General features: G+C 73.0%; 16 protein-coding genes and 1 pseudogene. 11 read left to right on the top strand and 6 right to left on the bottom strand.

Annotation, left to right across the window (positions count from 1 at the left end; all coding sequences use genetic code 11):
- Positions 1 to 151 precede the first annotated feature (151 nt).
- Entirely contained in the window at positions 152 to 340 is a 189-nt protein-coding gene (locus MNY62_RS06915) for a hypothetical protein (protein ID WP_242343381.1), read from the top strand.
- A 12-nt stretch (positions 341 to 352) separates the two neighbouring features.
- Positions 353 to 571, top strand: a complete 219-nt coding sequence (locus MNY62_RS06910; RefSeq protein WP_242343380.1) for a hypothetical protein — start codon at positions 353 to 355, stop codon at positions 569 to 571.
- 34 nt (positions 572 to 605) lie between these two features.
- On the opposite strand, the gene MNY62_RS06905 is transcribed toward MNY62_RS06910, so the two are convergent.
- A complete protein-coding gene (locus tag MNY62_RS06905; RefSeq protein ID WP_242343379.1) occupies positions 606 to 2,957 on the bottom strand; it encodes an aldolase/citrate lyase/malate synthase family protein in 2,352 nt (783 codons plus the stop codon).
- Positions 2,958 to 3,154: 197 nt separating this feature from the next.
- Between MNY62_RS06905 and MNY62_RS06900 the strand changes: the two genes are divergently transcribed.
- The 4 genes and pseudogenes from MNY62_RS06900 (at position 3,155) to MNY62_RS06890 (ending at position 6,072) form a co-directional block, all read left to right on the top strand.
- Positions 3,155 to 3,946: a helix-turn-helix domain-containing protein gene (locus MNY62_RS06900; protein WP_242343378.1), complete on the top strand. Its 792-nt coding sequence runs from the start codon at positions 3,155 to 3,157 to the stop codon at positions 3,944 to 3,946.
- Positions 3,947 to 4,061: 115 nt separating this feature from the next.
- Positions 4,062 to 4,475, top strand: a pseudogene (locus MNY62_RS25700) (alpha/beta fold hydrolase); the annotation flags it as partial.
- Positions 4,476 to 4,693: 218 nt separating this feature from the next.
- Entirely contained in the window at positions 4,694 to 4,984 is a 291-nt protein-coding gene (locus tag MNY62_RS06895) for an alpha/beta fold hydrolase (protein ID WP_242343377.1), read from the top strand.
- Positions 4,985 to 5,100: 116 nt separating this feature from the next.
- Positions 5,101 to 6,072: a sigma-70 family RNA polymerase sigma factor gene (locus MNY62_RS06890; protein WP_242343376.1), complete on the top strand. Its 972-nt coding sequence runs from the start codon at positions 5,101 to 5,103 to the stop codon at positions 6,070 to 6,072.
- Here the strand turns inward: MNY62_RS06890 and MNY62_RS06885 are convergent.
- Entirely contained in the window at positions 6,026 to 6,976 is a 951-nt protein-coding gene (locus MNY62_RS06885) for an NAD-dependent epimerase/dehydratase family protein (RefSeq protein ID WP_242343375.1), read from the bottom strand. The genes MNY62_RS06890 and MNY62_RS06885 overlap by 47 nt on opposite strands.
- A 175-nt stretch (positions 6,977 to 7,151) precedes the next feature.
- On the opposite strand from MNY62_RS06885, the gene MNY62_RS06880 reads away from it, so the two are divergent.
- Positions 7,152 to 7,853 carry a succinate dehydrogenase gene (locus tag MNY62_RS06880; protein ID WP_242343374.1) on the top strand — a complete coding sequence of 234 codons (702 nt, stop codon included), beginning with the start codon at positions 7,152 to 7,154 and terminating at the stop codon, positions 7,851 to 7,853.
- Between the two features lie 93 nt (positions 7,854 to 7,946).
- Here MNY62_RS06880 and MNY62_RS06875 read toward each other — a convergent pair whose 3' ends face one another.
- Together MNY62_RS06875 and MNY62_RS06870 are read right to left on the bottom strand one after the other, a co-directional pair.
- A complete protein-coding gene (locus MNY62_RS06875) occupies positions 7,947 to 8,759 on the bottom strand; it encodes an SWIM zinc finger family protein (RefSeq protein WP_242343373.1) in 813 nt (270 codons plus the stop codon).
- A gap of 61 nt (positions 8,760 to 8,820) precedes the next feature.
- Positions 8,821 to 11,562: a DEAD/DEAH box helicase gene (locus tag MNY62_RS06870; RefSeq protein ID WP_242343372.1), complete on the bottom strand. Its 2,742-nt coding sequence runs from the start codon at positions 11,560 to 11,562 to the stop codon at positions 8,821 to 8,823.
- Between the two features lie 130 nt (positions 11,563 to 11,692).
- Between MNY62_RS06870 and MNY62_RS06865 the strand changes: the two genes are divergently transcribed.
- Positions 11,693 to 12,913, top strand: coding sequence for a pectin acetylesterase-family hydrolase (locus MNY62_RS06865; RefSeq protein ID WP_242343371.1), 1,221 nt, complete (start codon positions 11,693 to 11,695; stop codon positions 12,911 to 12,913).
- A gap of 23 nt (positions 12,914 to 12,936) precedes the next feature.
- On the opposite strand, the gene MNY62_RS06860 is transcribed toward MNY62_RS06865, so the two are convergent.
- The gene (locus MNY62_RS06860; protein WP_242343370.1) at positions 12,937 to 17,859 is read right to left on the bottom strand and encodes an ATP-binding protein; all 4,923 of its coding nucleotides are present in this window, start codon (positions 17,857 to 17,859) and stop codon (positions 12,937 to 12,939) included.
- 237 nt (positions 17,860 to 18,096) lie between these two features.
- Between MNY62_RS06860 and MNY62_RS06855 the strand changes: the two genes are divergently transcribed.
- Both MNY62_RS06855 and MNY62_RS06850 read left to right on the top strand, forming a co-directional pair.
- Positions 18,097 to 19,947, top strand: a complete 1,851-nt coding sequence (locus tag MNY62_RS06855; RefSeq protein WP_242343369.1) for a glycoside hydrolase family 15 protein — start codon at positions 18,097 to 18,099, stop codon at positions 19,945 to 19,947.
- Positions 19,944 to 20,426: a hypothetical protein gene (locus MNY62_RS06850; protein WP_242343368.1), complete on the top strand. Its 483-nt coding sequence runs from the start codon at positions 19,944 to 19,946 to the stop codon at positions 20,424 to 20,426. The genes MNY62_RS06855 and MNY62_RS06850 overlap by 4 nt, the downstream gene beginning before the upstream one ends.
- Before the next feature lie 36 nt (positions 20,427 to 20,462).
- Here MNY62_RS06850 and MNY62_RS06845 read toward each other — a convergent pair whose 3' ends face one another.
- The gene (locus tag MNY62_RS06845) at positions 20,463 to 22,202 is read right to left on the bottom strand and encodes a cache domain-containing protein (protein ID WP_242343367.1); all 1,740 of its coding nucleotides are present in this window, start codon (positions 22,200 to 22,202) and stop codon (positions 20,463 to 20,465) included.
- Between the two features lie 151 nt (positions 22,203 to 22,353).
- Here MNY62_RS06845 and MNY62_RS06840 point away from each other — a divergent pair, with 151 nt between their 5' ends.
- Complete coding sequence (locus tag MNY62_RS06840; RefSeq protein ID WP_242343366.1) at positions 22,354 to 24,279, top strand: DUF294 nucleotidyltransferase-like domain-containing protein; 1,926 nt, start codon at positions 22,354 to 22,356, stop codon at positions 24,277 to 24,279.
- Positions 24,280 to 24,289: the final 10 nt, after the last annotated feature.

Here is a 24,289-nt window from a genome sequence, read left to right as displayed (position 1 = left end):
GAACATAGCCGCGTCGTGGCTGAGCCGCCCGGAAACCGGGGCGACACCCCGGGGGCGCGCAGTGCTCGACCGCGCTAGTGATCAGCTTGTGCTGAAGCGCGTCCCCGGAGCGTCGCATCTCTCCAGGCGCTCGCTTCGGACAGGAGGCTTCATGGAAGACGGGAACGGCGTGCGGATGGTCCACGGTTACGACCCGGTGCAGCGGCGAGTGCTCTGCGGCGTGTCCCAGCAGGTGAGCTCGACGAAGCACGCGTCGGGCGTCACCTGCCCCACCTGTCGCGAGCTGCTCCGCGTCGCGCGCTCCGCGCCCGCCGGCGCTCACGACGCGCGCGATCTGTAGCGCTCGATGTCGATGCCGCCGCGCACGCTCGGCGATCGCGGACACCTCGTTCGCGTCGCGCCGCTCGAGGGACGCGGCTTCGCCGTGACGGTGGACGGCGGCGCGCTCGCCGCGACGTTCTCCTCGGAGCCCGAGGCGCGAGCCGCGGCGAGCGCCGAGGCGCTGCGGCTCGACGCCGTCGCAGGAGCGCTGCTCCGGCGCCTTCGCCGGGGGCTGCGGAGAAAGCAGTAGGCGGCCCTCGCCCGCGGGCGGGCGCGGGGGGCTCTCAGGTCCGCGTCGATCCACCGGCTGGCCGCGACGAGGAGCCTCGCTCCTCCCCTCCGAACACGTCGTGCACGTAGTCGTGCGACGAGAGCGCGACGGGGGCGAGCGCGCCCGTGCGGACGCCCTCGACGAGCTGCGGACGCTCGAGCTCGAAGATCGCGTCCAGGATCTGGGCGCGTTCCCTGGGGCTCGCCTGCCCGACCACGAAGAGGACGCGGGCGCTGTGCTGGATGTAGCGGGGCGAGAGGAGCTGGCGCTTCAATAGCTCCATGATCACGTCGGCCTTGGAGCGGTCGAAGCGCGGCGGGTCTCCCCGCCGGTCCTGCTCCGCGAAGAACTCGCGCGTCCACTCGAAGTGGTAGTCCCAGACCTTGTCGAAGAGCTCGCGGGTGAAGCGCGTCCCCGCCTTGATCTCCTCGGCGCTCGCGCCGATCACGACCCCGTCTTCAGTGAGCACCTGCCGCTGGAGGTGGCCGTCCTTGGTGATCGCGGCCTGGTGGTGCACGAGCGTCCAGAGCCACGAGACGTTGATCCGGTACGTGGCGAGGTCGTTCATGAACCGCTGCTTGAGCTCGTAGTCGTCGATCGCGGCCGCGAAGTTCCCGTTGAGGATCTGGAAGCCGTAGTTCGCCGCCATGTAGAAGGCGTGCTGGATGTGCTCGATGGTGACGTCGCCCTTCGGCACCCGGTAGATCGCCTCCCACAGCTCCGGCGTGAAGAGCTTCTCCGGCGCGTCGAGCGCGCGGGTGTCGAGCACGGACGGAGTGATCTTGCCCTTCGCGTCGAGGAGCCCGCGGGACTGGAACAGCGACCGCTCCGCGCCGCTGAGCCCGCTCGCCGGCGTCGGGACGGGCTTCCCCTTCACGTCCACGGTCTCGAGCGGCGCGTCGAGGATCCCCTGCAGCGCCGCCAGGTCCGCGCGCAGGGGGGCATTCCCCGCGGCCACGTACTCCGCCTCGGGGCTCGCGACCCAGCTCTGCCGGTACGCGTCGTAGAGCCGCCCCTTCACGCGACCGGCGAGGATGTCCTCCAGGGTCGGCGGCGAGCCCGCGGCGAGCGGCGCCTCCGGGACGAACATGAGCCCCAGCACGCGCTCGCGCAGCTTGTCGATCGCGATGGCGCGGAGCGCCACCGGGTTGTACCGGGAGCGGCCGTACGGATCGCTCGGCTGGTAGATCATCACCGCCGCCATCCCACCGATGGGCGCCGCGTTGGCGAGGTCGCCCTCCTTCATCCCCGCCATGAGCATCAGGAGCGCGTTGTAGCGCTGGTAGGCGATCATGTTCGGGGTGGCCATCCCGATCGTCTGCGGGTCGGGGAAGACGCCCTGCGGATCGTCCTTCCACATCTCGATGAGGCTCCCCAGGTAGTCCCAGCGGCCGACGTTCGTCCCGAGCAGCCGGCGGCGCAGGACCCAGGCGATCGCGGCGAGCTGCCGGCCCGCGTTCCCCTCCTCGTAGAGCATCTTGATCTTGAGGGTGCCCGGCGCGACGCCGATCGTCTCCTCGATGCGGGAGAGCAGCCGCTCGACGATGAGCGCCTCCCGCGGCGTCTGGAGCTTCGGGATGTAGAAGTAGACGCCGCTGCCGGCGCGGGTGAGCGCGTCGTGGTTGTTCACGGCCCAGAGGACGGTGACGACGACGAGGCCGGGCGCCGGCTTGCCGTCCACGGTCACGTGGTCGTAGCGCAGGTGCAGGCTCGGCGGCCGCGCGAGCCGCGTCGGCCACTGCGCGGGCGGCTTCGTGATCTGGTACGCCCGCTTCTTGCCCTTCTTCGTCACCTCGTACGGGTGGCCGGTCCAGCGGCCCTCGTGGATCTCCTTCGCGTTCTGCAGCGCGGCGAAGATGCCGACCGGCTGGTTCGAGGGCGTGCCGTCCGGCTGGAAGTGCGGCGGCGACGCGTCCTCGAAGTCCGGCATGTTCATGGGAGCCGGGGAGTTGAGCGCGTTGAACGCCATGTCGAGCGGGTGCCACGGCCCGGTGAGCTCGAGGCCGGGGTTCCGCGAGGGGTGAACGTGCTCGGGGATGGGCGTCTCGTCGTTGAGGCGCCAGCGCCACGCGCTCTCGCGGCCGAGGAAGTTGTCGAGCATGCCCTGCACGATCTGGCGGTAGGTCCAGGGCTTCCCGCTCACCGGGTCCTCGAACGTCTCGTCCCACCCGGGCCAGGCGTACTTCTCGTGGACCGGCGCGGGGTCCTGAAGGAGCGACCGCCGCGCGCCGAGGGCGGCCGCGATCGCGGGTCGCAGCTCACGGGTCAGCGTCGCGATCGTCTGCTCGACGTCGACCTCGCGTCCGTTTACGTGCTGGGTTCCAAAGAGCTGCGGGAACTGCTGGAGGATGTCCGGACGGATCATGGGCTCTGGTCCTCTCCGTGAGGGCGCGCCTGCGCGACGAGGTAGTGTCGAGCGCGGCGGCTCCAGGCATGCACCAGGAAGGTTCGGTCGCACGCGCCATGTCCGGGCGTGACCCTTCCGGGCCGCCGGACGCGAGCCGCCGTGCTACGGTTCGCGCGCCTGGACCTCACGCCCGCGAGGTCGGGAGGTGTCGACCGATGAGCACCATCACCTTTCCGGCCGCTGACCTGGCGACGAAGATCGACCTGTGCTGGTCCGTCACCGGGGAAGGGAAGGGCGGTACCGCGTTCCGCGAGCTCTTCCCCGACAGCGGCGCGCACCTCGTCGTCCGCTTCTCCTCCTCCGCCGCCCGGATGGTCCTGCTCGGCCCTTCGACCGAGAAGGTGAACGTGGAGCTCGACGAGGGGGCGGAGTACCTGGGCGTTCGCTTCCGTACCGGCCAGGCCCCTCGACTGGCGGATGTCCGGCCGTCTGAGCTGACCAACCGCTTCGTGGAGCTCACGCGCCTCGGTGGGGAGCGGGTCGAGTCCATCGCGGAGCGCCTCCGCGCGTCGCCGGACCTGGGGTCGCGGCAACGCCTGGTGGAGGGGCTGCTGCGTGGAGACACGCCGCCGCTCGTCCGCGACGACCGCTGCAGGCGGGCCGCGCTCCTTCTCGAAGGCCACGGCGGCCGGTTGCGGGTCGACGACCTCGCCCGCGCGCTCGGGCTGCACGTCCGGAGTCTCGAGCGGCTCTTCCTCGAGCACCTCGGCATCACGCCGAAGCGGCTCGCCCGGCTCGTGCGTCTCCGCCAGGTCCTCGGCGAGCTCCACGCCGGCCGGCACGCGAGCCTCGCCGAGCTCGCCCTCGCGTGCGGCTACTCGGACCAGCCGCACCTCGTCAGGGATTTCAAGGCGCTCACGGGGCGCACGCCCGGCGCGCCGGAGGCGTTCCGCAACCGCCGCCTCGAGCGCGCGCAGGCCCGCATCGTCCACCGCTACAGACCGTGAAGCCGGCCCGCCCGCCCCGGGGGCGCAGCGGTCCGCCTCGCCCCCGTGTCGCGTTCCTGCAAGACTCCGCCGCCCGGCTCCGGTACCCAGACGGCCTCGCGACCCGGAGGAGACCATGCGACCGATCCCTGCACCCGCTCCGCGCACCGCCGCCTTCGGTGACGAGGCGCGCCCGTTCACCGTGAGCACACGGCGCGGTCCCGTCGAGTGCGCCGTCCTCGGGGAGGGCCCGGCGGTGCTCGCGCTCCACGGCGCGATGGGCGGCTACGACCAGAGCCTGCTCCTCGCGGAGACGGTCGGGGGCCCGGGGTTCCGCTACATCGCGCTCTCCCGCCCCGGCTACCTCGGCACGTCGCTCGCCCTGGGCCGGACGCCGGCGGAGCAGGCGGACCTTTATCGAGACGTGCTCGACGCGCTCGGCGTCCGCGAGGCGGCGGTCATGGCCATCTCCGGCGGGGGCCCCTCGGCGCTCCAGTTCGCGCTCAGCCACCGCGAGCGCTGCTGGGGCCTCGTCGTCATCTCGTCCGTGTGCAGCCGGATCGACGTGCGGCTGCCGCTCGCGTGGCAGCTCATGAAGGTCGCCGCACGCTGCCGTCCGCTCGTCGCGGCGATGCGCCGGAAGGTGGAGCGCGATCCGGAGCGCGCGGCGCGCCGCTCGATCCCCGACGCGGCGCTGCGCGCGCGCACCGTCGGCGATCGGAGGTCGGGCCGCTCCTCCTCGCGCTGCAGCTCAGCACGATGGACCGGATGCCGCTCCGGCTTCCCGGGACGGGGAACGACATCGCCACGACGCGCGGCGATCTCTCCTTCCCGCTCGAGCGCATCGCGGTGCCGACGCTCGTCGTTCACGGGACGAGCGACAGCGCCGCGCCGTTCGCGCAGGGGCAGGCGATGGCGGCCCGGATCCCGGGCGCGGAGCTCCTCGCCATCGAGGGCGGCGAGCACGTGAGCATCTTCACGCACCGCTCCGAGGCGCGGGCGCGGGTGACGCGCTTCCTGCGCGCGCACGCGCCGGCGGTCGAGGGCTCTGCCCCCTGAACCCTGAACGCTCCCCGGATCGCCGGACGCGCAGCCCGCGCCTCGAGCCCCACCCGGGCCCGCCTTGCCGCGAGGCCGCCGTTACCTTCTGCCAGCGTCGGCCGTGATCACGGCCCATGACGACGACCATGGCTGCGAAGGCGCGCTCCCTCGAACCCAGAAACCGTGCGCTCGGGCAGGCGCTCGACGATCACCGGCGGGCGGTGTGGGGGATCTGCTACCGCATGACCGGCGTCGCGGCGGACGCCGATGACCTCGTGCAGGAGACGTTCGCCCGCGCGCTCACCGCGCGGCCCGATCGCTCGGGCGAGCCGCTCCGCCCCTGGCTCGCGCGCGTCGCGGTCCGGCTGGCGATCGATCTCCTGCGCCGCCGCCGCGTCCGCGGGTACACCGGGCAGTGGTTGCCCTCGCCGGCCTCCACGGACGAGCCCGACCTCGAGCCGACGCCGGACGCGCGCTACGACACGGCCGAGTCCGCCTCCTACGCGTTCCTCGTCGCGCTCGAGCGGCTCACGCCGCTCCAGCGCGCGGTGCTCCTCCTGCGCGACGTGCTCGGCCACACGGTGCGCGAGACGGCGGCGGTGCTCTCCACGACCGAGGGCGCTGTGAAGGTCGCGCACCTGCGCGCCCGCCGCGCCATGGAGGGCTACGACGCTTCGCGGCTCCCCGCCTCCCCCGCGCTGGAGGCGCGCACGCGCGAGGCGCTCGAGGGGTTCATCCGCGCCATCCTGGCGGGCGACGTGGCCTCGGCCGAGGCGCTCCTCGCCTCGAACGCTCGCGCGGTCACCGACGGCGGCGGGAAGTACTTCGCCGCGCCGCGGGTGCTCGAGGGCGCGAGCAACGTCGCGCGGTTCTTCGTGGGCATCGCCCGCGGACGCGGGGAGGGGCGCGCCGCCTGGCTGCGCCTCAACGGGCTCCCCGCGCTCAGGGTCGACCTCGAGAGCCCCGAGCCGCGCGTCGCGCCCCGCACCGTGCTTCGCCTCGACCTCGACGCGGAGGGCCGCATCGCGCGCATCGACGTCATCGCCGCGCCGCACAAGCTCACGGCGCTGCCTGAAGCTCCGGGGGCGCCGCTGCCTCGTCCCTGAGCGCCGCGATCGTCGCCGGCCAGCCCTCGCGCACGCTCGGGTAGCGCGGCGCCCAGCCCGCCGTCTCGCGCAGCTTCCAGTTGGAGATCCTGACCGAGCGCCCCAGGAGCTCGCCCAGCGAGCCGAAGAGGTGCCTCGCCCACGGCGGAGGCAGGCGCGGCGGCGGGACCCCCAGCGCGGCGGCGAGGAGGTCGAAGTACTCCCGCCGGCGGACGGGCTCGTCGTCGGCGACGTTGTAGACGCCCGGAGGAACCCGGAGCGCCGCCACGACCGCCGACGCCGCGTCGTCGTGGGAAACCGACGAGATGAAGGCGTCGCCGGCGCCGGGCAGGGCGGCGAAGCCCCGCCGTGCCGCGGCGACGAGCGGCCGGAGGTGAGACGCGTCCGAGCCGTAGAACCCGGCGAACCGGAGCACGACGCCGGCGCCCCCGAGGCTCGCGAAGCGGGCGGCGGCGCGCTCCGCATCGAGGACCGAGCGGTTGTAGCGGACCGGGCGGATGCGAGACCGCTCGGCCACCCAGGCGTCGCCTGCGCTCTCGTAGATGGGCGCGAACGACTCCTGGACGAACCTCGAGGCGCCGCCCGCGAGCGCCGCCTCGCAGAGGTTCGCCGAGGCCTCGCGGCGCAGGCGATCGTTCTCGCGCCACGCGAACGGCAGGAGCATCCGCCCCGGCGACGGGATGTGCGTCGCGAGGTTCACCACGACCTCGTGCCCCGCGACCGCGCGCCGGACGGCGCCGGGGTCGAAGAGGTCGAGCCCGATGGCGTTCACGCCCATGCGCACGAGGCGCGCCCTCGCCTCCGGTGCGCGCGCGACCGCGGTGACCTCGTGGCCGGCCGCGAGCAGCGCCGGCACCACGCGCCGGCCGATGACTCCCGTGGAACCCGTGACGAAGATCTTCATCGCTCCTCCTTGGCTCTCATCACGGGCGAGGGGGCGCGGAGGTTACGGAGTGGCGGCGCGAGCTCCGTCCGCGCGCCGGTCCCGAGGTGGGAGCGGGTGCCGGTCGAGGTCGATGCCGGACGCGCTTTCGCGCAAGTGGCCGTAACCTCGCGGGCCCGTCGCGCGTGTAGACCGCATGGCTCGCACGATCTCGGTGGAGAGGCAGCTCGGCGCCGGCGAGCGGTCCGGTACCGACGCGCGGCAGGCGCGCGGGGGGACCGCCGTGGGCTCGTTCCTGGGCTCGAAGCTCGCGTCGCTCCTCGGGCTCCTCCCGGTCGGCGTCTGGACGGTGAACCACCTCTGGGACAACCTCGCCGCGCTGCGCGGGCGGGCGGCGTGGGAGCGCGCGGTCACCGAGCACCCGAGCCCCGCCGCCCAGGCGGTGACGCTCGCTGTCGTGCTCGTGCCGCTCGTACTGCACTCGGTGTGGGGCCTCGCGCGGCTCCCGAGGACGCGCGTGCCGAGGCACGCGGTTCGGCTCGTGAGCGTGCGCCACGTGCTGCACCGGCTCTCCGCGCTGGGGCTCCTCCTCTTCCTCGGGGCGCACCTGTGGCTCGCGCTCATCCAGCCGCGGCTCCTCGCGGGCGGGCCCGAGCCGTTCGAGCACCTCGCGCACCAGGTGCGGTCCCACCTGCCGACACTCGTCGTGTACGTGCTCGGCGTGCTCGGGACGGCGTACCACCTCGCGAACGGCCTGCAGGCGGTCGGGGTCGCCTGGGCCATCGGATCGCGGCGCGGCATGTCTCGCGTGAGCGTCGCGTCGGGAACGGCGTTCGTCGTGCTGCTCGCGATGGGGTGGACCGCGGTCTGGGCGCTGTGGCGGGCGGGGGGAGGGTGACGGTCCCCTCCGCGCCCTCGGATCAAAGAACCGCTCGCCCTGAGCCTGTCGAAGGGCGAGCGGTGAGCGGGTCCACTCGAGCAATCAGCGCAATCACCGGCCTCGCCGCGCGCGTCTCCCGCCCCGGCGCCGCGGGGCCGGAACGTCGGGCCTCGCGCTCCGCCCGCGCCGGCTCGCACGGCGCGGGGGCTCGAGCTCGATCCCGAAGATCTCCGACAGGCGATCGTCCGCGACGAGGGTGGCGCCCGACGGCGCCTCGGCCGCGATCGTCCCCGGGGCGCCCGCGTCGGCGACGAGCTCGGCCAGCTCCACGCCGCGCAGCGTGAAGAGCAGCTCCGGGGCGTCGTCCAGGCGCGCGCCGACGCCGTAGAGCACCGCCGCGAGGTGCTTGCAGAGCCGGGCGGCGTCGGGGCAGGAGCAGCGCAGGTCGAGCTCGGCGCTCGTCGGGAAGAGCCCGCGCTCGCGGTCGCACAGCACCTGCATCACCGCCGAGGAGAGCCGTCCGGAGAGGAGCTCGACGACGGTCGCGATCCGTCCCGCGCACGCCTGCCGCACGGCGCGCCAGCGCGCCGAGGTGAGCGGGCGGATCCGCACCTCGGCCTCGTAGAGCTCGGTGCCGCTCACGAAGGCCTTCACGAGCCCCCTCGAGATCTCGAGGTGCACGACCGAGCCGTTCCGCGCGTAGGTCCGCCCGCGGGGCAGGCGCGTCGCGAGGTCGGCGAAGGACTCGAGCTGGTCGCACCAGGCCTTGCCCCAGAAGGTGGTCGCGAGCTCGCGCCCCTCGACGACGACCGGCTGCGGGACGATGCCCTGGCGCAGGAGACGCTTTCGGGCGAGCTCGGCGCGCAGCCGGCGCTCGGCCGCGGTCACGTACTCGGGGAATCGCTCGCCGTCCTCGAACGCCACGAGGGAATCCTAACGTCAGCAACGCCGGCGAAGCGAGCCCGCCGGGGCGCAGCAGGCATGCTCAGAACTCCGCGCTGCGCAGGTCGAGCGACACGAGCCGGAGGAGCTCGCGGTCGTCGAGCTCCGTGAGCCGGAGCTCCTCCGTCCCCTCGAGGAGCTCCTGCGACAGCCGCCGCTTGTCCTCGAGCATCGCGTCGATGCGCTCCTCGATCGTCCCGCGGCAGACGAGCTTGTGCACGAGCACGGCCTTCCGCTGGCCGATGCGGAAGGCGCGGTCGGTCGCCTGGCTCTCCACGGCCGGGTTCCACCAGCGGTCGAAGTGGACGACGTGCGAGGCCGCCGTGAGGTTGAGGCCCGTGCCGGCGGCCTTGAGGGAGAGGACGAAGAAGGGGACCGTCTCGTCCTCCTGGAACCGCCGCACCAGCGCCGCGCGGTCCTTCACCCGTGTCTGCCCGTGCAGGACGAGCCCGGGGCGGCCGAAGGCGCCCGCGAGGAACCTGGCGAGCGGGCCCGTCATCTCGCGGAACTGCGTGAACACGAGCGCCTTCTCCTGCCGCGACGCGACCGTCTCGGCGATCTCCGAGAGCCGCGCGAACTTGCCGCTCGCGCCCGGGGCGTACTCGCCGTCGCCGAGCCACTGCGAGGGGTGGTTGCAGATCTGCTTCAGCCTGAGCAGGTACGCGAGGACGACGCCGCGCCGCCGCGTCCGGTCGCCCGGCGAGACGCTCGCGAGCTCGCGCGCGAGGGACTCCACGGACTCGGCGTAGAGCGCCGCCTGCGCGCGCGTCAGCGCGCAGAAGGCCTTCACCTCGGTCTTCGCGGGCAGATCGGCGATGACCGCGCGGTCCGTCTTGAGGCGGCGCAGGAGGTACGGGCGGACGAGAGCGCGGATGGCGGCGTAGGGCGACGGCGGCGCGACGCCGTCGAGCGCCGGCGCGGGGGGAGGGGGCGCGGCGGTGGACGCCGCGGCGCGCTTCAGGAACGCGGCGAACTCCTTCGCCGAGCCGAGGAGCCCGGGGTTCACGAAGTCGAAGATGGACCAGAGATCGCCGGGCCGGTTCTCGACGGGTGTGCCGGTGAGGGCGAGGCGCACGCGGGCGCGGATGGCCTTCACGGCGCGGGACTGCCGCGCCGCGGGGTTCTTCACGGCCTGCGCCTCGTCCAGCACCGCGAGGCCGAACCCGGCCTGCGTGACCCACGGCAGGCGGGCCACCGCACCGTAGGTGACGATCACGAGGTCGTACCCGGCGAGCGCTTCGGGGTCGAGGGCGGCGAGCGCCTCGCGCGGCGTGGCGGACGGGTGGGCGACGAGCACCCGGAGCGACGGCGCGAAGCGCTCGGCCTCGGCCTTCCAGTTCGCGAGGAGCGACGCGGGGGCGACGAGGAGGTGCGGCCCGGCGAGGAGCCCCCGGCGCTTCAGGAGCAGCAGCAACGCCAGCACCTGGACGGTCTTGCCGAGCCCCATGTCGTCCGCGAGGCAGCCGCCGAGGCCGAGGCGTGCGAGCGTCCACAGCCAGCGGACGCCCTCGCGCTGGTAGGGGCGGAGCGTGGCGTGCATGGCCGGACCGGGATCGGCCGCCTCGGCGCCGCGGGGGCCGCGCAGCGAGGCGAGCGTCTCCTCGAGCCACGCCCCGGGTTCGACACCGGTCCACTCACGGTGCGGATCGAGGAGCACCACCTCCGCGCCCACGTCGGCGCCCGCGACGAGGCGCATCGCCTCCACGAACGAGACGCCCTCGGCCGCCGTGCGCTCCGCCTCGTGGAAGCGCCGGAGGACCGCGTCGAGCTGCTCGCGGTCGACCTCGACCCAGCGCCCCTTGAAGAGGACGAGCCCGCCGCCGGCGTCGCGGAGCCTTCGCAGCTCCGTCTCGCCGAGCTCGTCCTCCCCGAGCGTCAGGCGGACGTCGAAGTCGAGGATCGCGTCGAGACCCAGCGCGGCGGGCTTCGTCTCGCCGACACGCATCGTCACGCGCGGCCGCGGCGCGTGACGTCCGCTCCACCACTCGGGGACGCGCACGAGAATGCCGCTCTCCTCGAGCGCGGGCACCTCCCGGAGGAAGGAATGGGCCTCTGCCGGGGTCCAGGCCAGGGGCTGGAAGAGCGCACCGGAGTCGGCGAGGCCCTTCACGAGCGCGCTTCGCTCGGACGCACGGTGAACCGGCTGGAGGAGCGCGAGCAGCCGGCGCCGGTCGGCCGCGGAGGACGCCTCGCGCACGGCGTCGCCGAGGCGCCGGTGCTGGGGCCGGCCGCTCGGGGCGAGCCCGGTCGTGTACGTCGCGAGGAACGCGAAGGGTCGCTCCGGGTCGCGGCGGTTCTCGGCGAGGTGCAGGTGCACGCGGCCGACGACGGCCCAGGCCGGATCGCGCTCCGCGAGCCAGGCCTGGACGGTGCCCTTCGCGCGGGCGATCTCCTCGCGCCACGCCGCGAGGGTGTCCCCCCAGAGCGACCGCAGCACGGTCGGTGAGAGGTATTCGCCGCCCTGCAGCGGCGGTGCGGAGGCGGCGAGCTGCTCGAGCTCCCCCGCGCTCGGCTCCGGGTCGGCCTCCTGCCGCCGCTCCTCGAGATCGGGAAGGGCGCAGAGCGCCGCGACGAACGAGCGCGCGAGGTCGCGCCAGAACCCGAGCGCGGGCGGCAGGGCGGTGCGCGCCTCGCGCGTGCCGAGGTGGAGGAGGCCGGCGCCGTGGCCGCGCTCGAAGGCGGCGCGGATGCGGCGGGCGGCCGCCTCGCCGAGTGCATCCGGCCGCTCGCCCGGGCGCACGACGAGGTGACCGGCCGGGGTCAGTGCAAGGGTGAAGGGCTCCACGCGTGCCGGAAGATACCGCGACATCCGGAGGTGTCGCTCGCGCGCTCTCCCCGCCCCGTGACGCACCGTCTCGGAGCGCGAGCCCTCGAGCGTGCCCCGGACGCCCGGCGTGAGAGGTACGATGCGGCGCATGTCGATCCCGGATGTCGTGCGCCGCGTCCTCGTGGTCGCGCTCCTCGCCGCTGCGGCGGCCTGCGGCGGAGGCGAATCCGGCTCCGCTCCAGGCGGGGACGGGACGCCGCCTCCGCTGGGCGCGCCGATCTCGCGGACGGAGGGCACCGCGATCGCGGGCGCGACGGGGTGGACCTGGATCCCGTTCGACGACGCGTTCTGCACCGACGCCGTGCGGCAGCCGTCCGGCGCGTACCAGTTCGGGACGAGCACGACCGGCCTCGCCCTCAGCTGGGGATCACCGGCGAGCACCGAGCTCGTCGTGTTCCTTCAGGGCGGCGGCGCGTGCTGGGACTTCTTCACCTGCGGGGGCGCACCCGACCTCGTGCCGAAGACGGCGAGCAGCGGACCGTTCGGGCCGGAAGAGTTCGCGCGCGACATCTACGAGAAATACCCGCGCTCGTGGGTGCGCCGGGAGAACCTCCCGGACGCGCTGCGAGACGCGACGATCGCGTTCGTTCCGTACTGCACGGGCGACGTCCACAGCGGCGACGCCGTCGCGACGTACGCCTCCCCGCTCGCCGGCCGGCCTTCGATCACGTGGCAGCACGTGGGCCACGCGAACGTGCTCGCCTTCCTGAAGCGGCTCGGGGCGACGTTCCCGGCGGCGACGAGGCTCGTCGTGTCGGGCTCCTCGGCGGGCGGCTTCGGCTCGCTCTCGAACTACCCGGCCGTGCGACGCTACTGGCCGGACGCGAAGGGCTACCTCATCGACGACTCCGGTCCGCCGCTCGCCGGCGACGCGATCCCGGCGAGCTCGCGCGAGGCCTGGTACGCGCGCTGGGGTATGGGCGCGTCGCTCGACGGGTTCTGCCCGGAGTGCCGGGCGGACCTGTCCCAGGGGCTCCGCGAGATCGCCGAGCGCTATCCCGACGATCGGCTCGCGCTCCTCTCCCACCTCCAGGACCTCACGATCCGCGGCTTCTTCGGCACCTTCACGCTCGTGCCCACCCCGGCCTTGACGCCCATGCCCGCCGATCGGTTCGAGGCCGGGCTGCGCAGCCTCGGCGCGACCGTCATGGATCCGGCCACGGCGAACGCGAGGTACTTCTTCACCGCCGGCGAGCAGCACCCCACGCTCGAGGATCCGACCGTCGTCACGACCCCGCCCCCCGGCCTCGAGCCGTGGCTCGAGCTCATGCTCTCGGACTCGGCCAGCTGGGAGAGCGAGACGGACTGAGGCTTCGTCCGGCGTCGGCGGTCTCAGGTGGCAGACGTCGCGCAGCGCACCCCTGCGAGCACCCTCTCCAGCGCCTCGATGCTGGGTGGCTTGGCGAGGTGGGCGTCGAAGCCTGCCGCCCTGGCCTTGGCCACATCCTCGGGCTGAGCGTAGCCGGTCAGGGCGATGAGCGTCACGCGCCCGAGCTCCGCGTCGGCGCGCATCGCCCGCGCGACGGCGTAGCCGTCCATCTCAGGCAGGCCGATGTCGCAGATCACGACGTCGGGGCGAAAGGGGCGCGCCTTTGCGAGCCCCTCGGGCCCGCAGTAGGCCACGGTGACGACGTGCGCGCCGAGCTCGAGCGCGTCGCGAAGGGTGTCGGCCGCATCGACGTTGTCCTCGATGACGAGCACGCGGCGGGCTGGCGCCCCGCTGCTGGCACGGCGCGGGCTCGGCTCGGTCGGGATGGCTGTCTCGAGGGGCAGCGTGATCGTGAAGGTCGCGCCCATGCCGGGACCACCGCTTGCTGCGCTGACCGAACCGCCATGCATCTCGACCATGCCCTTGACGAGGGCGAGGCCGAGGCCGAGGCCGCCCTTGCTTCGATCGAGGGTGTTGTCGGCCTGGATGAAGGCCTCGAACACGCGTGGAAGGATCTCCGGCGCGATGCCCCTGCCGGTGTCCTGGACCAGGACGGTGGCCCGCCCGCGAGCGAAGTCCCCTCCGACCGACAGCGATACCTTCCCGCCCCGCGGGGTGAACTTGGCCGCGTTCTGGAGAAGGTTGCCGATGACCTGCGCCAGTCGCGTCCGATCGCCGTTCACCCAGACCTCGGCCCGCGCCGGCAGCAGCTCGAGGTGGACGTCGCCGCCGATGAACGCCGCGCGGTGATCCTCGGCCGTGCGCTGCGCGAGCTCGTTCAAGTCTAGCCGTTCGCGCTTGAGCTGGACCTTGCCGCGGGAGATGCGGGTCACGTCGAGCAGGTCGTCGATGAGGCGGGTCAGGTGCTCCACCTGGCGCTCGATGACTGCCCGCGCCCGGAGCGCCTGCTCACCGCCCGGTTCCGCGCGGCCGAGGATGTAGAGGCTGTTGCGGATGGGCGCGAGCGGGTTGCGCAGCTCGTGCGAGAGCATGGCCAGGAACTCGCTCTTGCGGCGGTCCGACTCGCGCAGCGCCTCCTCGGCGCGCCTCAGCTCGGTGATGTCCGCGGACACCCCGCAGACGGCGAATGGAATGCCGTCCTCGGAGAGCAGCGGAACCTTGAACGACATGTAGATTCGCGGCTCACCGCGCACCAGCACCTCCTCCAGGCGCTCGAGCGGCTGCCGCGACCGGAGGACCTCCAGGTCGTTGCTCCGCAGCGTCTGTGCGATCTCCCGCGGGAAGATGTCGAAATCGGTCTTGTCAGACGCGTTGGCGTCGGTGACGCCGAACAGCTCCGTGTAGACGCGATTCACGAGCATGTACCGGCCATCGACGCCCTTGACGTAGATGACGGCCCGGGTCGCATCGAGGATGTTCCGAAGGAGGGCACCGTTCTTCCGGAGGGCCTCCTCCGCCCGGTCGCGCTCGCGCGCCTGCCGGCTGAGCGAGGCCTGGAATCGGGCTGCGTCGATCACGGCCGCCACGTGAGCGCAGGCGAAGGTCGCGGCCACGAGCGCCTCGGCGGAGGGGATGCCTGGCGGGAGGTCGAGGGCGAGGACGCCGTGGGCCCGCGTCTGGAAGACGAGGGGGAGTACCCAGATCCCGCCGGCAGGCGCCGGGCCGGGAACGGGCTCGTGCATCGCTGCGGACGCAGCCACGCGGACGACGAGCGCAGGGTCCAGGCAGGGGACCGAGCCCAGCGGATCCGGGCTCGCCGGATGGCAGCGCAGCCGGTCGCCGTCGGCGGTGGCGACGATCTCGAGGTCGTCGCCGACGCGGACCAGCCACGCCCGTCGCGCGCCGAACCACCGGGGCACGTTCTCCATGAGGCGCTCCAATGCGCGCGGTTCGTCCGTGGTGGACGCGATCGCCTCGGCCTCGCGCTGCGTCGGCACCACGCCCGCGCACCGGCGGGTCCGCGCCGAGGCGCCCCAGTCCGTCCACGCCTCATCGGCGCGGGCGCGATACGCCTCGGCCTGCTCCCAGCGCCCGATGCGCGCGCACACCCGGCTCGCTCGGTCGGCGGCGAGCCCGGCCTCGTGGAGATAGCCCGACGATCGGGCGCCTTCCAGCGCGGAATCGAACGCCTTCAGCGCCTCGGACGTGTCGCCGCGCAGATCGGCGGCGAGGGCGCGAAGAAGCCAGCGCTTGTGTGCGAAGGTCGGCGGGACGAGCTCGGCGCAGTCGGTGATCTCGGCGAGGGTCTCATCGATGCGCTCCATCGCGTCGGCGCGTTCCATCACGCCGGCGTAAGCGGCGTCCCAGGCGCAGACGGCCGCGTAGAAGCGGCCGAATTCGAGGTGCGGCAGCCCGTAGCCGCCCTTGGCGTGCCGCGCCAGGCGGACCGACGCCTCGGAGGCCGCGGCAGGGTCCACGAAGACGGCGGCGAGGAGGAGCTTGCCCACCGCGAGGTAGAGGGCCCCGTAGTGGTCGTCCTGCGCGTCGTAGTCTCTCCAGCAGGACGCTTCATCGCTGAACTCGCCGCTGACGTGGGTCTGCCCAGTGGCTCGTCTGCGGAGGAGCTCGACCACCTGACGATCCCGCGACAGGTAGGCGTGGGCCAGCCGTTGCCCCAGCTCACCCAGCGTGTGCCGCCACGCATCGAGGCGGCTCGCGACCTCGTCGAGCGGCGTGCCGGAGAGCAGCGCGAAGAAGCAGCTCTTGAGCGCGCTGTAGCCGGCATAGTCGAACGCCCCGTGCTCGAGGCCCAGCTGCGCGTTTCCCCACAGTGGAGTCACTGCGTCGCGCAGGGGTCCGGTCCAGGCGGACGTCATGCCGTGCACGATGTCCAGGGTGCGCGCGAGGATCGCCCCGTCCGAAACGCGCTTGGCGGCCGCCAGGGCGCGCGCGCGGATTCCGATGCCCCGCCGGACCGTCTGCGGAGAGGCGCAGTCCAATGCGCCGAGATACGCGAGGGCCAGGGCCGTGACATCGGAGAAGCCATGCCGGGCCGAGAGGTCGAGCTCGAGGGCGACGAGCATCCGCAGCAGGTGGGGGCGCGCGGTGTAGGCCGCCGCGTTACCGAGCCCGAGGAGCCGGAGCAGCGCGATGATGGACGGATCGTCGACGTGATCCGTCTTCGCCAGCCACTCCGGGGTCATGGTCGCCAGAGCGAGGTCGATCCTCCGGGCGGCGGCGGCGATGTCATCGGCGCCGGGCTCGCTGGGGAGGGAGAGGCCGAACCTGCGAGCGCCTTCGCAGACCAGATCGAACGCGGCCGGCACGTCGCCGGAGCCCGTGAGCGCGACGACGAGGACCTCCTGCATGGGGAGCTCGTCCATGAAGCTGCGCGCACGCTCCTTGACGACGTGCGCGAGGCGACGGAAATCCTCGGCGGCCCCGACGGCGAACGCCGCGCACGCCGCTTCGGTGTGGGCTTCGAGCGTGAGCTCGTATGCTGCGCTCCAGCCCCACTCGCCCAGGATCCTGCAGGCGCGGGAGGCATGCTCATACGCGGAGCGCTCGGCGGCGGCGCGGCGGGCGCGCCGGGCGCAGGCGAGGTCGACCGTGGCGGCGAGGAGGCGCTGATCGTCTCGCACGCCGTCCGTGCCGGCGAGGTGAAGGTGAAACGCGGCCTCGAACGCGACGGCCGCATCGCCGCCCACGACCCGGTCGCCGAGGATCTGGCCGAGACGCGCGTGCAGCGATGGCTGCCGCGCCGCCGGGACCAGGTCGAGCGCGGCTTGTCTCAACTCGTCGTGGCGGAACCGATAGGCGACCGTGCCGTTCCCGTCCTCGCGGACCAGAACGGCGTCGCGCACCGCCTGCTCGAGGAGGGATCGCACCGAGCGCTCATCCCGGTCGAGGACCGCCGCCAGCAACGCGGACTCGATGTGCGATCCCATCATCGCACCGGTGCCGAGGAGCGCCTGCTCGTCGGGGGCGAGGTCCTTCAGGCGCCGCAGCAGCAGCCCGGAGACGTCCTCGGCCGCGGGGATGTCCTGCCCGGTCGGGGAAGCCGGGCCCGGCGCTGATTCCCACCGGAGGACCTCGGTGACGAACAGCGGGTTGCCGCCGGTTCTCGCGAGCAACGCCTGCGCCGCGCCCGGGCCGGCCGCGGTGCGGCGGGAGAACTGGATCATCGCTCCGATGTCGCCGGCAGACAGGGCGGGCAGCGCGAGACGGGTCAGCAAAGGCGCGGCTCCGGCCAATGGCCTCAAGGAGAGCGACGTGCGCGCGAGAGCCTCTTCGTCGTCGGTGCGGTGGGTCAGCACGAAGCCGACCCGCGGCAGGCCGGAATCGAGACATATCCGTACGATGAGGGCGAGCGTCGCCGCATCCGCCCACTGCAGATCGTCGAGGAAGAGGAGGCAGGCCCGGCCGCCGTCGGTCATGGCGTGGAGGAGCGCCAGGACGGCGAACTGAAACCGGTTGCGGTCCTCCCGGATGCCGAGCGTGGGCGCGCCCGGCAGATCCCCGAGGAACATCGAGAGCTCCGGGAGGAGACCGCCCAAGACTGGCGCCGAGGCGCCCAGGCGCTGCCTGAGATCCTGCCGCACCTGCTCGAACTCCCGAGGCGGCAGCACGGAGGCGCGGCGCAGCCACGCCCGCAGGGCATCGATGAGGGCGGCGTAAGGAATGTCGCGAACGACCTGGTCGAACTTGCCGGCTACGACGACCGCCCTTCGTGACTCCAGGGTGGGCGCGAGATGCTCGACGAATGCGGTCTTGCCTCCGCCGGTGGGGGCGAGAATCAGAACCGCGCGGCAACCTTCGCCGGACAGGACGGGCGCGAGCGCGTCACATAGGCGACTCGCCTCCTCCTGCCGTCCCACGAAAGGCGCGCGCGCCCCCGTTTCCCCTTGCTGCAGCTCTGCGAACACACGACCACCCTCTGCTGAGCCGCGTTGAGGTCTGCTTGCTCAACATCACGAAAACGCAAGAATCTCGTGGGAAATTTCGGATTTCGGAGGCCGTAAGCGGGTTCACGCTTCGACGGGTACCTGCAGCGGCGGCGAACATCGACGCGGATCCGAAAGACGGGGAGGGCCTTAGCAGCTCAATGGGCTCGCGTCGTCACCAGAGCACGGCTCCGTGCGTCTCTCCTGGGGAGGCCAGGCGTGGAGCGGATCGGCGATCACGCGGCGATCGGGAACGGGCGGGCGGCCGCGCTCGTGTCACGCGGCGGCTCGGTCGACTGGCTGTGCTGGCCCCGCTTCGACAGCCCCTCGGTCTTCGCCGCGCTCGTCGACGACGCCGCCGGCCGCTGGACCCTCGCCCCCACCGCGCCCTTCCGGTCGGAGCGCCGCTACCTGCCGGGCACGAACGTCCTGGAGACGCGCTTCGTCACCGCCTCGGGCGCGCTGACCGTCACGGACTTCATGCCGGTCGCCTCGCCGGAGGAGCAGCGGCGGCTGCTCCTGCCGGACCACGAGCTGGTCCGGCTGGTCAGCTGTGAGGGCGGATCGGTGGAGCTCGCGACCGTCTTCGAGCCGCGCCCGGACTACGGCCGGGAGCGGCCCAGGCTGCGGGACGCCGGCGAGCTCGGCCTCCGCGCGGAGACGCGGTCGGGTCTCCTCACGCTCCGGGCGGACCTCCCGCTCGCGATCGATGGGGCCGCCCGCGCGACGGGGAGAGCGGTGCTGCGCGCCGGCGAGACGCGGCACCTCTCGCTCTCGTACGCCGACGAGTGGCCCGCGATCCTGCCGCCGCTCGGAGCGCCCACGCGCGAGGCGCTCGCGCGCACCGTCCGCTGGTGGCAGGGCTGGGTCGGGCAGCTCCGGTACGACGGGCCCGCGCGCGAGGCGGTGGTACGGAGCGCGCTCGCGCTGAAGCTCCTCGTGTACGCGCCGTCGGGGGCCGTGGTCGCGGCGGCGACGACCTCGCTCCCCGAGCGCGTGGGCGGCGAGCTCAACTGGGATTACCGCTTCTGCTGGCTCCGCGACGCGGCGCTCACGGTGCGCGCGCTGTTCGGGCTCGGCTTCCGCGACGAGGCCGAGGCGTTCGTGAGCTGGCTCCTCCACTCGACGCGGCTCACCCAGCCCGAGCTGCGGGTCCTCTATGACGTGCACGGGAACGCCCCCGCGCGCGAGCGCACGCTCGATCACCTCGCGGGTCACCGCGGGTCGCGCCCGGTGCGGGTCGGGAACGGCGCGGCGGATCAGCTCCAGCTCGACGTCTACGGAGAGGTGATCGACGCGGTGACCCACTTCGTCCGGAGCGGCGGGACGCTCGACCGCGAGACGCAGCGGATGCTCTGCGCGCTCGGGGACCAGGTGTGCCGGAGCTGGCAGGGTCCGGACGAGGGGATCTGGGAGCCGCGCTCCGGGAGGGGGCACAACACGCACTCGCGCGTGCTGTGCTGGACCGCGCTCGATCGGCTCCTCGAGCTGCACGCGAAGGGCCACCTCTGCAGCGCGCCGGTCGAGCTGTTCGAGCGGAGCCGGGCGGCGATCCGGCGCGACGTGGAGGAGCACGCCTGGAGCGCGCGGCTCGGGAGCTACACCGCGCGGCTCGGCGGCGAGGAGCTCGACGCGGCGCTGCTGCTCCTCGCCTGGTACGGGTTCGAGGACGCGCGCTCGGAGCGCATGCGCGCGACGTTCTCGCGGATCCGCGAGCGGCTCGGCGCACGCGACGGCCTCCTCTACCGCTACCGGAGCGGCGACTCTCCCGGCGAGGGCGCGTTCGGGATCTGCAGCTTCTGGGGCGTGGAGGTGCTGGCGCTCGGCGCGGGCAGCGCCCAGGAGGCGCGCGACACGTTCGAGCGGCTCTGCCGCTTCTCGAACGACGTGGGGCTCTTCGCGGAGGAGATCGATCCCGTGACGGGCGAGGCGCTCGGCAACTTCCCCCAGGCGTTCACGCACGTCGGGCTCATCAACGCGGCGCTCTCGCTCGAGCAGCGGCTCCGGGGCGAGGGGACGCTCCCGCACGCAGTGCGGTCGCGCGCGGAGCTCGAGGAGGCGGGCGCATGAGCGTCGGGAGCTGGCTGCTCTGGGGCTTCGTCGCCACGATCGTCCTCACGACGATCATGTCGGGCACCCAGGGGCTGCGCCTCACGCGCATGAACCTGCCCTACATGCTCGGCACGATGTTCACGCCGAGCCGCGATCGCGCGAAGCTCCTCGGCTTCGCCGTCCACCTGGTGAACGGCTGGGTCTTCTCGCTCCTGTACGTCGCAGCGTTCGAGGCGTGGGGCCGGGCCACCTGGTGGCTCGGCGCGAGCATCGGCCTCGTGCACGCCGCCTTCGTCCTCACCGCCGGGATGCGGATCCTGCCTGACCTGCACCCCCGCATGGCGAGCGAGACGCACGGGCCGACCGTGACGCGCCAGCTCGAGCCGCCCGGCTTCCTGGCGCTCAACTACGGAGTCCGGACGCCGCTCAGCGCGCTCGCCGCGCACGCGGTGTTCGGCGCGATCCTGGGGGCGTTCTACCGGGTCGCCAGCGGGTGAGCGCCCGAGCGCGCCGGGACCGCCCGCGCGGGCTCCTCACGCGCTCAGCGCGCGGTCGTCCGGCGGGATCGCGACGAACACGCCGAGCATGCCGATGAGGTTCCCGGCCTGGTCGCGCAGCGGCACCCGGCTCGCCAGGCAGTCGATGTCCCGCCCGGACGCGTCGCGCAGGGTCTCGCGCTCGTCGAGCAGAGGCGCTCCGGCGTCCATGACGCCCCGGTCCCGCTCCGCCAGGCGCGCGCGCTGCTCGTCGCTCCAGCCGAGCTGCGCGTCCGTCTTCCCCACGATCGCGTCGGTCGAGGGGAGGCCGAACCGCTGCGCGAACCGATCGTTGCACCCGAGGTAAACGGAGCGACGATCCTTCCAGTAGATGGAGTGCGGGACGTTCGACAGGACGCTCTGGAGGAGCTCGCGCTGCTCGCGGACGTCGCGGAAGCTCGCCTCGACCCGCTCCGCCATGTGATCGAACTCGGCGGCGAGCTGGCCGATCTCGTCCTTCGAGCGCAGGCCGATCCGGCGCGACAGGTGCTGCTCGTCGTCCGCGAGCTCACGGGACAGGCCAACCAGCTTGGCGAGGGGCCTCGTCAGGGTGGCGGCGAGGAAGCTCACCCCGGCCACCGCCAGGACCACGACCACGAGCGAGGCGAGCATGATGCGGCGGACGAGGGCGCCGACCTGCTCCTCCGCGGCCGCGGTCTTCTCGGCGATCGCGACCTCGATGTCGTCCACGTACCGGCCGGTTCCGATGATCCAGTCGAGCGGCCGGTAGCGCTTCACGAACGAGATCTTCGGCGCCGCAGCCCCGGGGGTCCCCTCCGCCGTCGGCTTCGGCCAGGGATACTCCACGAAGCCTTCGCCGGTCTTCCAGGAGATGTCCCGGAACGCCGAGAACAGGTTCTGCGCCCGGCCGTTCACCACGAGCTCGAACTCCTTCGCGTCCATCGGCTGGCCGTCGAGGCCGGGGCGGATGGGATGCATCACCATCCGCGGGACGGGCGACTCGGCGGTGCTGATCCAGAAGTACTCCGAGCCGTAGCGGATCTTGCGGATGCCCGAGGTGATCTCCGCGAGCTTCTCTCGCACCGCCTCGTCGACGTAGATGCCGGTGCCGACCACCCAGCCCCACTCCTTGAAGAGGCGGACGTAGGAGAACTTGGGCATGCGCGGCAGGAGCGCGTTTCCGTCCGGCTCGGGCCAGCTGTACCGGATGAAGCCCTCGCCGCGCGCGGCGGTGAGCTCGACGGCGAGCTGGAAGAGGTTCCGGTTCTCGTCGCCGGCGCAGTCGAACTCGGGCGCGTCGAGGACCGTCCCCTCGAGCCTCGGGACGAGGGGGTGCATCAGCATCGTCGGGTAGGGCCGGCCGACGGTGTTGATCCAGAGGTACCCCTTGCCACCGTCGAACCGCATCGCCCGGAGCGTCTCGAGCGCGTCCGCCTGCGCCCGCGCGACCGTCACCTCGCCCCGGCGCGCCCGCGCGACGTGCTCGCGGAGCGTCGCGCCCGCGACGTCGAGGATCGCCTCGAGGCGCTGGCCGTACTTCTGCTCGAGGTAGCGCTCGTCCGCGGCCTCCCGGTACTGCGCGTCGATGAGCGCGTAGACCGTGTTCACCTTGTCGGAGAGGTCCTGCTTCACCTGCGCGGTCTTCTCCGCCCGGATGCGCGCGATGTCGTCCGCGGCCCGCGAGCGGATGCTCCCGACGGCGTAGCCGGCGAGGACACCCGCGGTGACCAGCACCGCGACGGAGATGGCCAGCTGCAGCTTGAGCTTCAGGGTCAAGAGCGCTCCGGGACCGGCGGTGGCGGGATTCTGGCCGACCCGCGAAGGCGGATCAACGAGGGGTTGTGGAGGCGCGCTGCAGGCTGGGATAATCGCCGCGCTCGACAGATCGTCGCAGGCCACGAAGGACGGGGGCTGGCAGAGACCGCCGATGCTCGATCGCCTCCTCCACTTCGTGACGGGAAGCCCGGCGTTCCAGTTCCTGCGCTCGGTCACGCCGTTCGACTTCCTCCCGGACGCGGACCTCGAGCGCATCAGCGACGCGCTGAGCATCGAGTACCACCCGAGGGGGAGCACGCTCTTCGCCCAGGGACAGTCGGCGGTGTCCGACGTCTACGTCGTCATGAAGGGGTCCCTCGAGCTCCTCGACGACGCGGCCACGCCCGCCTCCCAGCCGCGCGCCGTCGGCCTCGGCCAGACCTACGGCGGCGCGTGCGTCCTGACGAACGGCGGCATCGCCTTGTTCACGGTGCGTGCGCTGGAGGACACCTTCCTCTACGCCGTGCCGGGCGCCCTCTTCCTCGAGGCCTGCGCGAGGCATCGCGAGTTCCACGACTTCTTCGCCGAGAGCCTCGGGCCGCGCATGCTGGAGCGCGTGGGGGTGCGGCTGCGCCAGAAGTGGCTCCTCACCTCGCCCGACCCGGACTCCGTCGGCTTCAGCCGCACGGTGGGGGAGATCTGCGACCGGGAGGTGGGCTGGTGCTCGCGCGAGGAGTCGGTGCGGGAGGTCGCGCAGCGGATGGCCGTCCGGCGCTGCCACACGCTCCTCGTGCGCGACGCGGGCGGCGCGCTCGTGGGGCTCGTGAGCGAGCGAGACCTCGTCACGCGAGCGCTCGCGAGCGGCCTCGACGCGGCGCGGCCCGTCTCGGAGGTCATGACCGCCGCCGGCGAGCCGATGGCGGCGGGGCTGCCGCTCGCTGCGGCGATGGAGGTGATGGTGCGCTCCGGCGTCCGCTCGCTCCCGGTCGCGGGAGATCGCGGCGAGATCGTCGGGCTGCTCGCGGACGACGACCTGCTCGTCGCGCACGGGAGCTCGCCGCTCGAGTACCTGCGAGACATCGCCCAGACCCGGCTCCGCAAGGACCTCGCCGAGAAGCGGGCGCGCCTGCCCCGCCTCGTCCGCGCGCTCATGCTCGAGGGGGCGCGGGTCGACAGCTTGACCTGGCTCATCAGCGCGGTGTCCGACGCCACGGTCAGGCGCGTGCTCGACATGGCGCTCGCCGAGATGGGCCCTCCCCCCGCGCCGTTCGTGTTCCTCGCCCTCGGGAGCGAGGGGCGGCGAGAGCAGACCCTCGTGACCGACCAGGACAACGCGCTCGTGTTCGCCGACGTCCCGGGGCGAGAGGCGGCGGCGGAGGAGTACTTCCCCCGGCTCGGCGAGCGCGTCTGCACGTGGCTGAAGGAGGTCGGGGTCGAGTACTGCGACGGCGAGGTGATGGCGAGCAACCGGGAGTGGTGTCAGCCGCTGTCCGTCTGGAAGGAGCACTTCCGGAGGTGGGTGAGGGTTCCGGAGCCGGAGGCGGTGCTCAACTCCAGCATCTTCTTCGACTTCCGGGAGGTCCACGGAGACCTCGCGCTCGCCGAGGAGCTCCGCGGCCACGTGACCCAGCTGCTCGCGCCCAGGCCCGGGATGTTCTTCAACCTCCTCGCGCAGGCGGTGGTGGACAAGGAGCTGCCCGTCGGGCTCTTCGGGCGGATCTCCGTGGAGACGCGCGGGAGCCGCGAGGACGTGTTCGACATCAAGCAACCCATCGCTCGCATCTGCGAGCTGACGCGTCTGCAGGGGCTGTGGCACGGCGTCGGCGCGACCAGCACGCTCGAGCGGCTGCGGAAGCTCTCGCAGCAGGGCGACGTGGACGCGCGGGTCTGCCTCGACATGAAGCACGCGTACTCGTTCCTCATGCAGCTGCGGCTCGCCCGGCAGGTGGCGGCGCTCGGGAGCGGGGGCGTGCCCGCCGACAACCTCATCAGCACGCACGAGATCTCCACCCTCGAGCAGCGGTTCCTCGAGGAGGCCTTCGGGCTCATCGGCCGTGCCCAGACGAGCGTGCGCAGGAAGTTCCTGCGCCAGGCGTGAAGGAGAGCGC

This window comes from Anaeromyxobacter terrae (genome assembly GCF_022690685.1).
Taxonomy (GTDB): Bacteria; Myxococcota; Myxococcia; order Myxococcales; family Anaeromyxobacteraceae; genus Anaeromyxobacter; species Anaeromyxobacter terrae.
This window is presented reverse-complemented; position numbering and strand designations above follow the sequence as displayed.

Coding starts and splice junctions, on each gene's coding strand:
- MNY62_RS06915 (WP_242343381.1), top strand. CDS start 152: ATGGAAGACGGGAACGGCGTGCGGATGGTCCACGGTTACGACCCGGTG.
- MNY62_RS06910 (WP_242343380.1), top strand. CDS start 353: ATGCCGCCGCGCACGCTCGGCGATCGCGGACACCTCGTTCGCGTCGCG.
- MNY62_RS06905 (WP_242343379.1), bottom strand. CDS start 2,957: ATGATCCGTCCGGACATCCTCCAGCAGTTCCCGCAGCTCTTTGGAACC.
- MNY62_RS06900 (WP_242343378.1), top strand. CDS start 3,155: ATGAGCACCATCACCTTTCCGGCCGCTGACCTGGCGACGAAGATCGAC.
- MNY62_RS06895 (WP_242343377.1), top strand. CDS start 4,694: ATGCCGCTCCGGCTTCCCGGGACGGGGAACGACATCGCCACGACGCGC.
- MNY62_RS06890 (WP_242343376.1), top strand. CDS start 5,101: ATGACGACGACCATGGCTGCGAAGGCGCGCTCCCTCGAACCCAGAAAC.
- MNY62_RS06885 (WP_242343375.1), bottom strand. CDS start 6,976: ATGAAGATCTTCGTCACGGGTTCCACGGGAGTCATCGGCCGGCGCGTG.
- MNY62_RS06880 (WP_242343374.1), top strand. CDS start 7,152: ATGGCTCGCACGATCTCGGTGGAGAGGCAGCTCGGCGCCGGCGAGCGG.
- MNY62_RS06865 (WP_242343371.1), top strand. CDS start 11,693: ATGTCGATCCCGGATGTCGTGCGCCGCGTCCTCGTGGTCGCGCTCCTC.
- MNY62_RS06850 (WP_242343368.1), top strand. CDS start 19,944: ATGAGCGTCGGGAGCTGGCTGCTCTGGGGCTTCGTCGCCACGATCGTC.
- MNY62_RS06840 (WP_242343366.1), top strand. CDS start 22,354: ATGCTCGATCGCCTCCTCCACTTCGTGACGGGAAGCCCGGCGTTCCAG.